The sequence below is a fragment of the Bradyrhizobium sp. 159 genome, from assembly GCF_023073795.1.
Taxonomy (GTDB): domain Bacteria; phylum Pseudomonadota; class Alphaproteobacteria; order Rhizobiales; family Xanthobacteraceae; genus Bradyrhizobium.
Genome location: NZ_JADPKE010000018.1, coordinates 328290 through 341169 on the forward strand (window position 1 = coordinate 328290; position 12880 = coordinate 341169).

Sequence of the window (12880 nt, forward strand, 5' to 3'; positions counted from 1 at the left end):
TGGCATGCACGTAGCGGTCCAGGCTATCGATCGTGAAATCTGGCGCAACGGGACGGCCTCTGAAGGCGCGCGGCTGATCCCGGAGGAGACGCCGCTGGCGCTGACCTATAATGGCGGCACCTACGCCGTCATGATGGGGACGCCGCAGAACCTCGAGGACTTCGCCGTCGGCTTCACCGTGAGCGAAGGCATCGTCGGATCGGCCGACGAGATCCGATCGCTCGAAATCGTCCGCCTCGACGACGGCATCGAGCTGCGCATGTGGCTGGCGCCGAAACATGCCGCGCGCATCAACGAGCGTCGTCGCCACATCGCAGGTCCGACCGGCTGCGGCATCTGCGGCATCGAGTCCATTGCCGAGGCGGTGCGGCCGGCGGCCGTGGTGCCGCAGGGGCAGAGCTTCACGGCCGCAGAGGTCATGACGGCGATGCAGGCCATCGCGCCGCTACAATCGATCAATTTACAGACCCGGGCCGTACACGCCGCCGCGTTCTGGTCCCCTACCGGCAACATCGTCGCGCTGCGCGAGGACGTCGGCCGCCACAATGCGCTCGACAAGCTTGCCGGTGCCCTGGCACGCAGCCGCACCAATGCGCGCGGCGGCATAGTGCTGCTCACGAGCCGCGTCTCGGTGGAGATGGTGCAGAAGACAGCCGCGATCGGCGCCCCCATGATGGTTGCCGTGTCGGCGCCGACCGCGCTCGCGGTGCGCACGGCGGAAGCCGCCGGCATCACGCTGATTGCCATTGCCCGCCAAGACGGCTTCGAAGTGTTTTCGCATGGTGACCGGGTCGTCGCCCGCCATGCCAGGGAGGTTGCCGATGTCGCCTGACCGTCTGATCTACATGGCCAACCAGATCGGCACATTCTTCCAGAGTCAAGGCCACGACAGGGCCGTGCCGGGCATCGCCGAGCACATCAAGAAGTTCTGGGATCCCCGTATGAAACGCGCGATCTTCGCCCATCTCGATGCGGGCGGCGCCGACCTTGCGCCTGATGTCCGCGAGGCCCTCACCTCGCTGAAGCAGACGACGACCCTTCCAGCAGCGCCCTGAACACGCGCCGCACCTCGCTCTGCGTCTCCTTCACTCGCGCCTGCAGCGACGAGAAATCCGGCGCATCGCCGGCGCGTGCCATCACACGGAAGAGGTCGGTGCCCGCCGTCTCCGGCTTGAAGCGATCGCTGACGCAGAGCCGCAAGATCTGCGTCAGGTCGTGATAGAGCCGGGCCGCGGCACGCAATATCTCGGTTTCAGACTGCGCGAGCACGCCGAGCCTGCATGCATTTTCCAACACCTGCATGGTGCTGACGTCGAGGATCTCCGGCTTGTCGTGGGCGTGCACGAGCTGGAGATATTGCGCGATGAAATCGATGTCGACCATACCGCCGGCGGCATGTTTGAGATCCCAGCAATCGGCCTCGCCCTTCTCCTGGGCGATGGCGCGCCGCATGTCGGCAACGTCGTTGGCGGTGATGGCGGGATCGCGGCGTCGGGTCAAGACGTCGCGGATGACGCGCTCGATTCGTTCCCGGAATTCGGGCGAGGCCGACACCACGCGCGCGCGTGTCAGCGCCATGTGCTCCCAGGTCCAGGCCTCGTTCGCCTGGTAGTCCGCGAACGAAACCAGGCTCGAGGCCACGGGACCGGCGCGTCCCGACGGACGCAGCCGCATGTCGATCTCATAGAGCACGCCGTAATTGGTGCGCGTCGTGAAGGCGCTGATCAGACGCTGGGTAAAGCGGGCGAAATAGTGGGCACCTTGCAGCGATCTCGCACCATCGGAGTCCGGATTGTCGCTGTCGAAATCGTAGAGCAGGATCAGGTCGAGATCGGACGACGCCGTCATCTCGCGGCTGCCGAGCCGGCCCATCGCGATGATCGCGGTCTGCTGATCCCTAATGCGGCCATGCTGGGCGGCAAAGCGCTCGGCAACGAGGCCATGCACGGTGTGGACGATGCCCTCGGCGACGTCCGCAAAAGCGGTACTCGCCTGCTGCGCCGAGACCGTGCCGGACAGGATACGCGTACCGATCAGGAACAGGCTCTCCTGTCCGAACAGGCGCAGGCGATCGAGGAACTCTTCATAGGAGCCCGCGTCCTGCGCGGTCGCAGCTAACCGTCCCGACAATTCCTGCCTGTCCGGCATGGCGCCGAAGAAGCGCGGATCGATCAGGCCGTCCATGAGCTGCGGCTGCCGCGCCAGCATCTCGCCGAGCCGGGGCGCCGCGCCTAGCACCAGCGCCACCAGTGCGACCAGATCGCGGTTCTGGCCGAGCAGCGTGATCAGCCGGCCGCCGCGCTGAAGCGCGCCGAGGAAATGATCGAACGCCACGACCGCGCGGTCCGGCTCCTCGGCATGGGCAAGACCGTCGATCAGGGCCGGCACGAATTCGACGAACGCGTTGCGCGTCGCCTCATTGCGGAACACGCGATAGTCGCCGGTGATCCAGTCGCGCACGGTCTGCGCGACGGCGGCCGGCTTCTTGAAGCCGAGCGCCGCAATGTGCTGGAGCAGGCGCGGATCGTCGGGACCGGCACTGTAGTCGAGCGCCGGCAGTTTGGCCGTCCCGGTCGGATCATCGCCCTCGAACAGTTTTTCATAGTGCCCCTGGACGATCTGGAGCTGGTGCAACAGGTCGCGCGCAAAGGCCTCCCGATCCGGGTAGCCGAAGAACCAGGCGAAGCGCTCGACCGCCTCCTTGTCCTCGGGCAGTGTATGGGTCTGCTCGTCGGCGATCATCTGGAGGCGATGCTCGACCCGGCGCAGAAATTCGTAGGCCGTGGTCAGCTCGTCGCGCGCCGCGAACGTGATCCAGTTGCTGGAGGCGAGCACGTCGAGCGCATTGAGCGTCGGCCGCACCCGCAATTCCGGATGGCGGCCGCCCGCAATCAACTGCTGCGTCTGCGCGAAGAACTCGATCTCGCGGATGCCGCCGCGCCCGACCTTGACATTATGGCCCTCGACCGCGACCTCGCTCTGACCGCGATAGGTCTGCATCTGTCGCTTCATTTCGTGCACGTCGGCAAGCGCGGCGAAGTCGAGATGCTTGCGCCAGACGAAGGGCGCGATCTCTGCCAAAAGCGCTTCACCCGCGCGGGGATCGCCGGCGCAGGCGCGCGCCTTGATCATCGCGGCGCGCTCCCAGGTGCGCCCTTCCCGCTCGTAATAGTTCAGCGCGGCATCGCGGGAGATCGCCACCTGGGTCGAGGACGGATCGGGCCGCAGCCGCAGATCGACGCGGAACACGTAACCGTCATAGGTGCGCTGCTGGAGAATGCGCGCCATGCCTTGCGTCACGCGCACGAAGAACGGCTGCGGTTCCATATCGGGCGCGAGCGTCGTCGCATCGGGATCGAAGAACACGATGAGATCGATGTCGCTTGAATAGTTCAGCTCCCCCGCGCCCATCTTGCCCATCGCGAGCACAATCAGCCCGCAGCCTTCTTCGGGCGCCTCGGGATCGGGCGGTGAGAGCTTGCCGCGTGCAGCTTCCTGCCGCAGCAAGTACTGCAGCGCCGCCTGCACCGAGAACACCGCGATATCCGTCAGCGCCGCCGTCACCCGCATCACCGGCCAGACGCCGCCGATGTCGCACAGCGCGATCAGCAGCGCCGCCTCCGCCTTCATCCGGCGAAGCAGGCGCATCACCTCGGCTTCATCCGGCGCCGCGAGCACGGCGCCCCTCGCCTCCGCCATCAGCGCCCCAAGATGCACCTCCGGATCGCATTCGAGCAACCGGATCAGGCGCAGGGGATCGGCGCGAATCAGATCGAACAGATAGGACGAGAATTGCGCGATGCCGGTCAGAATATCCCGCGCAAAGGGACGGACCAGCAGGGATTCGAGACGGGTCGATTGCACCGGCTCGAGCTCGGCCAGCCAATTTTCGAAGCGTCTTTGGTCGGTTGTGGAAGCGGCAACATAGGGAGCCTCGGCGAAGCGTGCCGCGAGGCTCTCACCATGTTTGTCCGCGTTTCCCGGCGCGGAGTGGTTCATGCCACCTTCTGTGGCACATCCGGTATTGGCGGAGCAACCCTGTCGCCGGCGCCCGCGCGCGCCGGCAGCACCAGCGTGGCAACGAGACCGGGATGGGCATCGCCTAGGCGCAACTCACCGCCATGCAATGTCGCAACGGCCGAGGCGAGGCTGAGGCCGAGGCCGGAGCCCGGCAGCGTGCGGCTGGCCTCCAGCCGCACGAATCGCTCGACGACGTGCTTGCGATCCGCTTCGGGGATCCCCGGACCACGGTCGGTGACGCTGAGCAGCACCTGGTCGCCATCGCGCCTCGCCTCGATCGTGATTTGCCTCACGTCCATGCTGACCACGGTTCCCGCGGTCTGCGCCGCCGGCTTGCCGTATTTGATCGCGTTCTCGACGAGATTGGCGAGCGCCTGGCTGATCAGTTCGCGATTGGCGTGAACCGGCGCCGGCTCGCATTTGACCTTCAGGGTCATGCCGTCATCCTCAGCCAGCGGCTCGTAGAGCTCGTGGATGCCGTTCGCGACCTCGGCAGCGTCGAAATCGTCCATGTTGCCGCGCGCCTGCCCGGATTCGGCACGCGCGATCATCAGAAGCGCGTTGAAGGTGCGGATCAGCCCGTCGGATTCCTCGATGGTGCGCTCCAGCGCTGCACGGTAGTCCGCCTCGCAGCCCGATTTCGCCAGCGCCTCTTCGGCGCGGTTGCGCAAGCGCGTCAGCGGCGTCTTGAGGTCGTGGGCGATGTTGTCGGAGACTTCCTTCAGCCCAGCCATCAGCGCCTCGATCCGCTCCAGCATGGCGTTGAGGTTTTCGGCGAGACGGTCGAGCTCGTCGCCGCTGCGCCCCACAGGCAGGCGCTCGCTGAGATCACCAGTCATGATCCGCTGCGCAGTGCCGGTCATGGCATCGATGCGCCTCAGCACGCGGCGCGCGACGAAGACGCCGCCGCCGAGGCCGAGCACCACGACGATCAGGATCGACCATTGCGCCGCCTTCGCGACGATGCCGAACAGGCGCCGCCGCTCGTCGAGATCGCGGCCGATCAGAAGCCGGAAGCCGTTCTCCAGCTCCGTGACGCGCACCAGCGCGCGATGATCGCGTTCGTCAGCATCCTCGATCCGCCGATAGGCTGTCTCGGACCAGCCGCGCGTCGCCATCACGCCGGGCGCGAGCGAGCCGACATTGCCGGCGATCGCCTGCCCAGTCGGCGTAGTCACCAGATAGAGGTTTGCGCCCGGCCGCAGCGCCCGGTACTCGATCGCGAGCACGAGGCCCCGCAGGCCGCGGCGGCCGTAGATCTCGTTGATCTCCGAGGTCTCGGAATTCACCGTCTGCGTGATCTCCTCGGTGATCAGCCGCCGCGTATTCCAGGCGAAATAGGCGAGCAGCGAAGCCGCGAACATCGCGAACAGCAGCAGATAGACCAGCGTCAGCCGGAATGCCGTGGTGCGGACGAGTTTACCGAATGCCGTCACGGATCATGTATCCGGCGCCGCGGATCGTATGCAGCAGCGGGCGCTCGAAGCCCTTGTCAATCTTGGAGCGCAGCCGCGAAATGTGCACGTCGATCACGTTGGTCTGCGGATCAAAATGATAGTCCCAGACGTTCTCGAGCAGCATGGTGCGCGTCACCACCTGGCCGGCGTGCTTCATGAGGTATTCGAGCAGGCGGAATTCGCGCGGCTGGAGCGTCAGCTCGTCCTTGCCGCGGGCGACGCGGTGGGACAGCCGGTCGAGCTCGAGATCGCCGACGCGGTAGAGCGTGTCCTCGGCGGGCCCGCCGCGGCGGCGCGACAGCACCTCAACGCGGGCGAGCAGTTCGGCGAACGAATAAGGCTTTGGCAGATAATCGTCGCCGCCGGCGCGCAGGCCCTTGATGCGGTCGTCGACCTGTCCGAGCGCGGAGAGAATCAGCACCGGCGTGGTGTTGCCCTTGTCGCGCAGCGCGCCGATCAGCGACAGGCCGTCGCGCTTGGGCAGCATGCGGTCGACCACCAGCACGTCGTAATCGCCGTTCTCGGCCATGGCGAGACCTTCCTCGCCGTCGGCGGCATGATCGGCAATGTGTCCGACTTCGCGAAACGCCTTCACGAGATAGTCGGCGGATTCGCGGTCGTCTTCGATGATGAGGAGGCGCATCGTGCGTTCGGCGGCAGTCAAGGGAGTGAACCTTCTCTAAACATGGCGCGAGCGGCAATCGCATGCAAGCCGAGCGGAACGATCTCGGATCGGGGAAAAGGCGGGCGGTGAAGCTGGGGGGACTTCACCGCCCTAGGCCTTCCGACGGAGGGGGGCGTAATTCCACCGGAAGGTAGACAGGGGAAGCAAACGTTGCGCTGCTCCCCCGAAGGGCGCCGTCGGCGGGGGCGACTGATGCCGGCGACACCCTTCATCTCGTAAGCCTCCTGAGGCCTCAGCCCTTGGCGATGGGCACGGCGACGAAGCGCGACTGCCCGCCGCTCTTCACGCGCATCAGGACGCTGTTCTTGTTATCGGTCCGCGCCGTGTTGATGGCATCGCGGACTTCGGCGGCGGTGCTGACGCTCTTGCCCCCGACTTCAAGAATCACGTCGCCTTCCTTGAAGCCGCGTTCGGCCGCGGCGCTCTTCGGATCGACTTCGGTGACCACGACGCCTTCCTTGCCGGCGCCGGCCACGGAATTGGCTGGAGCAACGGTCATGCCGAGCTTGGGCACGTCGGTGCCGCGGCTCGCACCCTTGCCACTGTCATTGTCGGTGTCGGCTTTGGCCTCGACCGTGTTCGGCAGCTGGCCGAGGGTGAGATTGACGACCTTGTCCTGGCCCTTGTGCAGCACGTTGAGCTTCACCGAGGCGCCGGGCGCCATGCCGCCGATGGTGCGAGCAAGCTCACGAGCGTCCTTGACGGGCTCGCCATTGACCGCGGTGATCACGTCGCCGGACTCGATGCCGGCCTTCGCCGCCGGACCGTTCGCCTGCGGCTCCGCGACCAGCGCGCCTTCGGCCTTCTTCATGCCGAGGCTGTCGGCGATGTCAGACGTCACCGGCTGGATCTGCACGCCGATCCAGCCGCGGCTGACCGAACCCTTGTCCTTGAGCTGGGCCACCACGCTCTTCACGGTGTTGGCGGGAATCGAGAAGGCGATGCCGACGCTACCGCCGGAGGGCGAGTAGATCGCGGTGTTGACGCCCATCACCTCCCCCTCGGTGTTAAAGGCCGGACCGCCGGAATTGCCCTTGTTCACGGGCGCGTCGATCTGGATAAAATCGTCATAGGGGCCATTGCCGATGTCGCGGCCGCTGGCCGAGACGATGCCGGCAGTCACGGTGCCGCCGAGGCCGAAGGGATTGCCGACCGCGAGCACCCAGTCGCCGATCCGCGGCTTGCCGTCGGCGAGCTTGGCGAACGGGAAATTCGAGCTGCCCTCGACCTTGATCAAGGCGAGGTCGGTGCGCTGGTCGGTGCCGATGACCTTGGCGGTATAGGTCTTGCCGTCGTCGGTGGTGACCTCGACCTTGTCGGCGCCGTCGACCACGTGATTGTTGGTCACGGCATAGCCATCGGGCGAGATGAAGAAGCCGGAGCCCTGGCCCTGAACGACGCGGCCACGGCCGCCCTTCAGGCCCGGGAAACCATCCGGACCACCGAAGCGGCGGAAGAAGCGCTCCATGGGCGAGCCCGGCTGGAACGGCGAGGAGGAATCGTCGCCGTCATCGTTGCTCGCGGTCTTCTCCTTGATGTTGACCTTCACCGAGATCACCGACGGCTTCACGCGCTCGACGATGTCGGCAAAGCCGATCGGACGCTCGACCTTCCGAACCTCTTGATTGACCTGCGCATGCGCCGGGCTGGAGAACAGGTCGGCCGGCGAGGTCGACGGGCTCAAGCCATAGACGCCCGCGCCGAGGCCGGCGATGACCGAGGCCATCAGCGCGATCTTGCGCGCGGAGAATACCGACCGGCGCGGCTGCCGGTAGGACGGGAGGTGCGAGAGGTCGGAACGGTCGGTCATGCAGAGATCTCCAGGGCCTTGAATTTCTTTTGGTGCCGGATGCCAGCACCTTACGGACCTGAACATGGGGGCTCCCGCCTTACCGCGCGCTGGCGGCAGGGTTAAACTTTCGTAATGAAGGCAGCGGCGATGCGGCAGTTTAACGCAGGCTAAAAGTTCTGGTCCTACAGGAACTTAGTCGGGTTCCGGTGAAACGCATCAGAACAGCTTTTGGCGACCTAGATTGCTCCGCAGCGGCACCCCTTAAGGCCGTTGGACTTGGGATTCTAAGCCGCGCCACGCTATTGCGACTTCGCATCGTCCGACATCAATCCCGCGAGCCGCGCCTCTTCCTCGGGCGTGAGCGGCGGTGCTGGCAGATCTGCACCGCTCCGCGCGCGGCGCCGGATTTGCAGCCATAGCGCCAGGCCGCCGCCAGCCAACAGAAGCGGCGCGAGCAGCCATAGCAGCAGGGTCTGGCGTTCGAAACGCGGCTTCAGCAGCACGAACTCGCCATAGCGCGCGACCAGGAAGTCGAGCACCTGCGAATTGCTGTCGCCGGCGGCAATCCGCTCGCGCACCAGCAGCCGCAAATCGCGCGCCAGCGGCGCGTCGGAATCGTCGATCGACTGGTTCTGGCAGACCATGCAGCGCAGCTCGCGCGACAGTTCGCGCGCACGCGCCTCCTTGACGGGATCCGACATGATCTCGTCGGGCTGCACGGCATGCGCCGCAGGCGAGGCCAGCAGCATTAGCGCGACGATCACGAACCACATCCGGCGCATCGGATCACTCCGCGGGCTGGAGCCGCTGCTTGGCCCGCGCCGGCTTCGGCGCACCGACCCGCAAGCGGCGATCGGACAGCGACAGCACGCCGCCAAACGCCATCAGCACCGGTCCCCACCAGATCAGCAGCACCATCGGCTTGTAATAGATGCGCACGGCAATGGCACCCTCGGCGGTGGCATCGCCGAGCGAGACGTAGAGCTGGCTCGCGCCGCGCGTCAGCAGGGCCGCTTCGGTGGTGGACGAGCCACGCGTTGTGAAGCTGCGCTTGGACGGCGTCATCATGCTCAGCGTCTCGCCGTCGCGGCTGACATTGAACTCGGCGATCATCTCCCGGTAGTTCGGGCCCTGACGCTGAAACAACCGATCGAGCTTCACGTCGTAGCCGGCGACATGGGCGACGTCGCTCTGCTTCATCGTCGCGATATATTCGCTGTTCCAGGTGGTCTCGCAGACGATTCCGATCAGCGCGACGCCGAGGCCGGCATGCGCCAGCGTGGTGCCCCAGGCCGAGCGCGGCAGGCCACGCGCCCGGTTCAGCACTGTGGCGAACGGCAGGCGAACCAGGCCCGTCCGCTCGACGATGTCGGTGACAGCGCCGGCGATGACGAAAACACCAAGCCCGATCGCCAGCGGCGCCAGCGCGCTGCCGCCGCGCGCCCAGGCCCAGGCGATGGCGATTGCGACGAGGCTGGCAACGCCCGCCGCGAGCAGGCGCTGCGTCACGCCGAGCAGATCGCCGCGCTTCCACGCCAGCATCGGCCCGAACGGTACAGCGAACAGCAACAGGGCAAACAGCGGCGCGAAAGTGAGGTTGTAGAAGGGCGCGCCGACCGACATCTTGAAGTCGGCCAGCATCTCCATCGCCAGCGGATAGAGCGTGCCGAATAGCACGACCGCGCAGGCGACGGTAAGCAGCAGGTTGTTCAGCACCAGCGCACCCTCGCGGGAGATCGGCGCGAACAGGCCGCCCTGCTTCAACGAGGTGGCACGGCCCGCGAACAGCGCCAGGCTGCCGCCGATGAACAGGCAGAGGATCAGCAGGATGAACACGCCGCGGGTCGGGTCAGTCGCGAAAGCATGCACCGAGGTGATGACGCCGGAGCGGACCAGGAAGGTGCCGAGCAGCGACAGCGAGAAGGTCAGGATCGACAACAGGATGGTCCAGACCTTCAGCGCGTTGCGCTTCTCCATGACCAGCGCCGAATGCAGCAGCGCGGTGCCGGCGAGCCACGGCATCAGCGAGGCGTTCTCGACCGGATCCCAGAACCACCAGCCGCCCCAGCCGAGCTCGTAATAGGCCCAGTACGAGCCCATGGCGATGCCGAGCGTGAGGAAGATCCAGGCCACCAGCGTCCACGGCCGCACCCAGCGCGCCCAAGCCGCGTCGATCCGCCCCTCCATCAGCGCCGCGATGGCGAAGGAGAACGAGATCGAGAAGCCGACATAGCCGAGATAGAGCATCGGCGGATGCACGGCGAGACCGATGTCCTGGAGCACAGGATTGAGATCGCGTCCCTCGAGCGGCGGGCTCGTGATGCGCAGGAACGGGTTCGAGGTCATCAGGATGAAGAGATAGAAGGCGCTGGCGATCCAGGCCTGGACGCTCAGCACGTGCGCGCGCAGCGACAGCGGCAGATTGTTGCCGAAAGCGGCAACCAGGCCGCCGAACAAAGCGAGGATCGATACCCACAGCAGCATCGAGCCTTCGTGATTTCCCCACACGCCGGTGATCTTGTAGAGCAGCGGCTTCATCGAGTGGGAATTCTCGTAGACATTGGCGACGGAGAAATCCGAGCTCACGTGCAGCATCACAAGTGCCATGAACGATGCCCCGACGAACAGCAGCTGCGCCAGCGCGGTGGACCGCGCCACGTTCATCAGGGCGGTGTCGTGCAGGCGTGCACCGATCAACGGCACGACGGACTGGATCAGTGCAAGCCCGAGCGCCAGCACCAGCGCGTAATGTCCGGATTCTGCGATCACCGCACGGCTCCCTGCGGATTGCCCTGCGCCGCCGTGGCCGCGGGCTTGCTGCCGCCCGAAGCCTTGGCGTCAGAGGCCTTGGCTTCAGAGGCCTTGGCGTCGTAATCGTCCTTCCAGTGGCCCTGCTTCTTCAGGGCATCGGCAACGTCCTTGGGCATGTAGGTTTCGTCGTGCTTGGCGAGCACGGTGTCGGCCTTGAACACGCCGTTGCTGTCGAGTGCGCCTTCGGCAACGACGCCCTGCCCTTCACGGAACAGGTCCGGCAGGATGCCCTTGTAGGCGACCGGCAGCTTGGCGTTGCCGTCGGCGACCTCGAAGGTCACCGCGAGATTGTCGCCGCGCTGGAGCGAGCCGGGCTGCACCAGCCCGCCGAGACGAAACCGCTTGCCGGGTTCGACGTGCTTCTCGGCGACCATGGTTGGTGTCGAGAAGAACACGATGGAGTCGCGCAATGCGTTGAGCACGAGCGCGGCGGCGAGCGCAAGCACGGCGAGCGAGCCGCCGATGATGGTCATACGTCGCTGCTTGCGCGTCATGGCGTATCCGTTCTCCGCTCGTCTGGTCCCGAAATCGTCATCCGTCGAGCCCGAGAGTCTTGAGCCCTTCGTTGAGCTGGCGCAGCCGCTCGGCATCGCCGGCAACCGCCTGGCGGGCATCGGCCGATGCCCCCACCGCCTTGCCGCGGTCGCCCATCACGAGATAGGCGCGCACCAGGCGAAGCCACCCCTCGACGTCGTCGCCGTTCTGCTTGAGGCGGGTGGCGAGGCGTTCGACCATGCCGCGCACCATCGCGTTGCGATCGCCCTCGGCCATATCCCTGGAGGCTGCGATCGTCTCGTCCGACAGCGCCGGCACCGTGCCGCCGCCGACCCGCGCCAGCGAGGACTGCACCAGGGACCGCCACGGCGCATCCGCCGGCGCCTTCGCCAGCAGCGCGCGCCAGATATTGGCCGCATCATCCTTGCGGCCGTCCTGCTCGGCGGCGAGCCCCAGGAAGTAGTTCGCCTTGGGATCATCGGCATCGAGCGTGTGCGCACGCTCGAATTCCGCTTTGGCCTCGGCGGTCACGACCCCGCCGGCGGCCGCCGAGAGCGCCTCGCCGAGATCGGACCGGCGCTCGGCGCTCTCGCCGTTGTAGGTGAGCGAGTTGCGATAGGCACGCACCGCATCGTCGAAGCGGCCGAGCCGCTCCAGCACCGGCGCGAGCACGTTCCAGCCGCGACCGTCAGTCGGATTTTTTTCCAGATGTTGCTCGACCTGCACGACGAGATTCTCGAGCGATTGCGCCACCCCGGATCCGGATCCGCGCTCGCGCTGCGCCAAGGGAAAGTCCTGAAGCCTGGGCGAGCCCAGCGGCATGTAAACCCCGATCGCAACCATCGGCAGGCCAGTCAACGCCAGCACCGCGGCCGCGCGGCGCCATTTGAGGCTCGATTTCGGCGCCATGGCAGGTTCGCTGGCAGCGGCGAGCAGCCTGCGGCTGATCTCGACGCGGGCCGCCTCGGCTTCAGGAGCGGCGATCAGTCCGGTGCCGAGATCACGCTCGATTTCGGCCAGTTGGTCCTTGTAGACCGCAATCTCGCTGCCTTGACTTTGCGCGGCTCCGCTGCGGCCGAGCGGCAGAAGCACGGCGAAAATCGCCGCGACTGTCATCAGCGCGAACACGAACCATAGCGTCATCTGGCAAGCTTCCGGCGGCGCGCGATCCGCGCCTATAGGTGGCTTTACACCACGGCCGGAGGAGGCGGCAATTGACAATTGTCAATTCGGCGCGACCGCGCCCGGTCCGAAACGATGAAACTCCAACAGCTTAGCCGATGTCGAAGTCCGCACTTTGCGCGGCATCCTCGCCGTGCCCGTTGAAGGCCTTCAGGAAATATGTTCCCGGCCTGACCGCATCCGGCAATCGGATGCGCAGCGCCCCGACTGGAACCGGAGACGCGACCCTGGTGAGCGTTTCAGACAATTGTCGGCCGCTTGCCTTCTCGACCAGCACCACCTTCGCGCCGACCATCAGTCTCTGATATTTGGCAACAACGACGCGGTTCTCGATTTCGATGGAGCTGATAACGGGTTTCATGCGCCCACAAATAGAAATTCCCCGGACTTGCATGGCGACCGTAGGGCGCGATATCGGCACCGTCAACCAGAAATTGT

The 12880-nt window shown here is 66.0% G+C and carries 11 protein-coding genes; 2 read left to right on the forward strand and 9 right to left on the reverse strand.

Annotated elements, in window-relative coordinates:
• Positions 1 to 4: 4 nt before the first annotated feature.
• Positions 5 to 832, forward strand: a complete 828-nt coding sequence (gene fdhD, locus IVA96_RS03925) for a formate dehydrogenase accessory sulfurtransferase FdhD (RefSeq protein ID WP_247275847.1) — start codon at positions 5 to 7, stop codon at positions 830 to 832.
• Positions 822 to 1055 (forward strand): formate dehydrogenase subunit delta, encoded by a 234-nt coding sequence (locus IVA96_RS03930; RefSeq protein WP_247415445.1) that lies wholly within the window; start codon positions 822 to 824, stop codon positions 1053 to 1055. Before fdhD ends, IVA96_RS03930 begins: the two co-directional genes overlap by 11 nt.
• On the opposite strand, the gene IVA96_RS03935 is transcribed toward IVA96_RS03930, so the two are convergent.
• The 9 genes from IVA96_RS03935 to IVA96_RS03975 form a co-directional block, all read right to left on the reverse strand.
• Positions 1012 to 3999 (reverse strand): bifunctional [glutamine synthetase] adenylyltransferase/[glutamine synthetase]-adenylyl-L-tyrosine phosphorylase, encoded by a 2988-nt coding sequence (locus IVA96_RS03935; protein WP_247415447.1) that lies wholly within the window; start codon positions 3997 to 3999, stop codon positions 1012 to 1014. The two genes, IVA96_RS03930 and IVA96_RS03935, sit on opposite strands and share 44 nt — an antisense overlap.
• On the reverse strand, positions 3996 to 5456 hold the full coding sequence (locus IVA96_RS03940) for an ATP-binding protein (RefSeq protein WP_247275850.1): 1461 nt from the start codon (positions 5454 to 5456) through the stop codon (positions 3996 to 3998). The genes IVA96_RS03935 and IVA96_RS03940 overlap by 4 nt, the downstream gene beginning before the upstream one ends.
• On the reverse strand, positions 5440 to 6120 hold the full coding sequence (locus IVA96_RS03945) for a response regulator transcription factor (protein WP_247275851.1): 681 nt from the start codon (positions 6118 to 6120) through the stop codon (positions 5440 to 5442). Before IVA96_RS03945 ends, IVA96_RS03940 begins: the two co-directional genes overlap by 17 nt.
• A gap of 274 nt (positions 6121 to 6394) precedes the next feature.
• Entirely contained in the window at positions 6395 to 7972 is a 1578-nt protein-coding gene (locus IVA96_RS03950) for a Do family serine endopeptidase (RefSeq protein WP_247275852.1), read from the reverse strand.
• Positions 7973 to 8253: 281 nt separating this feature from the next.
• Complete coding sequence (locus IVA96_RS03955) at positions 8254 to 8736, reverse strand: cytochrome c-type biogenesis protein (protein WP_247275853.1); 483 nt, start codon at positions 8734 to 8736, stop codon at positions 8254 to 8256.
• A 4-nt stretch (positions 8737 to 8740) separates the two neighbouring features.
• Positions 8741 to 10723: a heme lyase CcmF/NrfE family subunit gene (locus IVA96_RS03960; protein WP_247415450.1), complete on the reverse strand. Its 1983-nt coding sequence runs from the start codon at positions 10721 to 10723 to the stop codon at positions 8741 to 8743.
• Positions 10720 to 11259, reverse strand: coding sequence for a cytochrome c maturation protein CcmE (ccmE, locus tag IVA96_RS03965; protein ID WP_247275855.1), 540 nt, complete (start codon positions 11257 to 11259; stop codon positions 10720 to 10722). Before ccmE ends, IVA96_RS03960 begins: the two co-directional genes overlap by 4 nt.
• A gap of 37 nt (positions 11260 to 11296) precedes the next feature.
• A complete protein-coding gene (gene ccmI, locus IVA96_RS03970; protein ID WP_247415452.1) occupies positions 11297 to 12403 on the reverse strand; it encodes a c-type cytochrome biogenesis protein CcmI in 1107 nt (368 codons plus the stop codon).
• Between the two features lie 130 nt (positions 12404 to 12533).
• On the reverse strand, positions 12534 to 12803 hold the full coding sequence (locus IVA96_RS03975) for a hypothetical protein (RefSeq protein ID WP_247275889.1): 270 nt from the start codon (positions 12801 to 12803) through the stop codon (positions 12534 to 12536).
• Between the last annotated feature and the right edge of the window lie 77 nt (positions 12804 to 12880).

What these genes read in the sequence shown, in the direction of transcription:
- fdhD (WP_247275847.1), top strand. Translation starts at nt 5, where the DNA reads ATGCACGTAGCGGTCCAGGCTATCGATCGTGAAATCTGGCGCAACGGG.
- IVA96_RS03930 (WP_247415445.1), top strand. Translation starts at nt 822, where the DNA reads ATGTCGCCTGACCGTCTGATCTACATGGCCAACCAGATCGGCACATTC.
- IVA96_RS03935 (WP_247415447.1), bottom strand. Translation starts at nt 3,999, where the DNA reads ATGAACCACTCCGCGCCGGGAAACGCGGACAAACATGGTGAGAGCCTC.
- IVA96_RS03945 (WP_247275851.1), bottom strand. Translation starts at nt 6,120, where the DNA reads ATGCGCCTCCTCATCATCGAAGACGACCGCGAATCCGCCGACTATCTC.
- IVA96_RS03950 (WP_247275852.1), bottom strand. Translation starts at nt 7,972, where the DNA reads ATGACCGACCGTTCCGACCTCTCGCACCTCCCGTCCTACCGGCAGCCG.
- IVA96_RS03955 (WP_247275853.1), bottom strand. Translation starts at nt 8,736, where the DNA reads ATGCGCCGGATGTGGTTCGTGATCGTCGCGCTAATGCTGCTGGCCTCG.
- ccmE (WP_247275855.1), bottom strand. Translation starts at nt 11,259, where the DNA reads ATGACGCGCAAGCAGCGACGTATGACCATCATCGGCGGCTCGCTCGCC.
- ccmI (WP_247415452.1), bottom strand. Translation starts at nt 12,403, where the DNA reads ATGACGCTATGGTTCGTGTTCGCGCTGATGACAGTCGCGGCGATTTTC.
- IVA96_RS03975 (WP_247275889.1), bottom strand. Translation starts at nt 12,803, where the DNA reads ATGAAACCCGTTATCAGCTCCATCGAAATCGAGAACCGCGTCGTTGTT.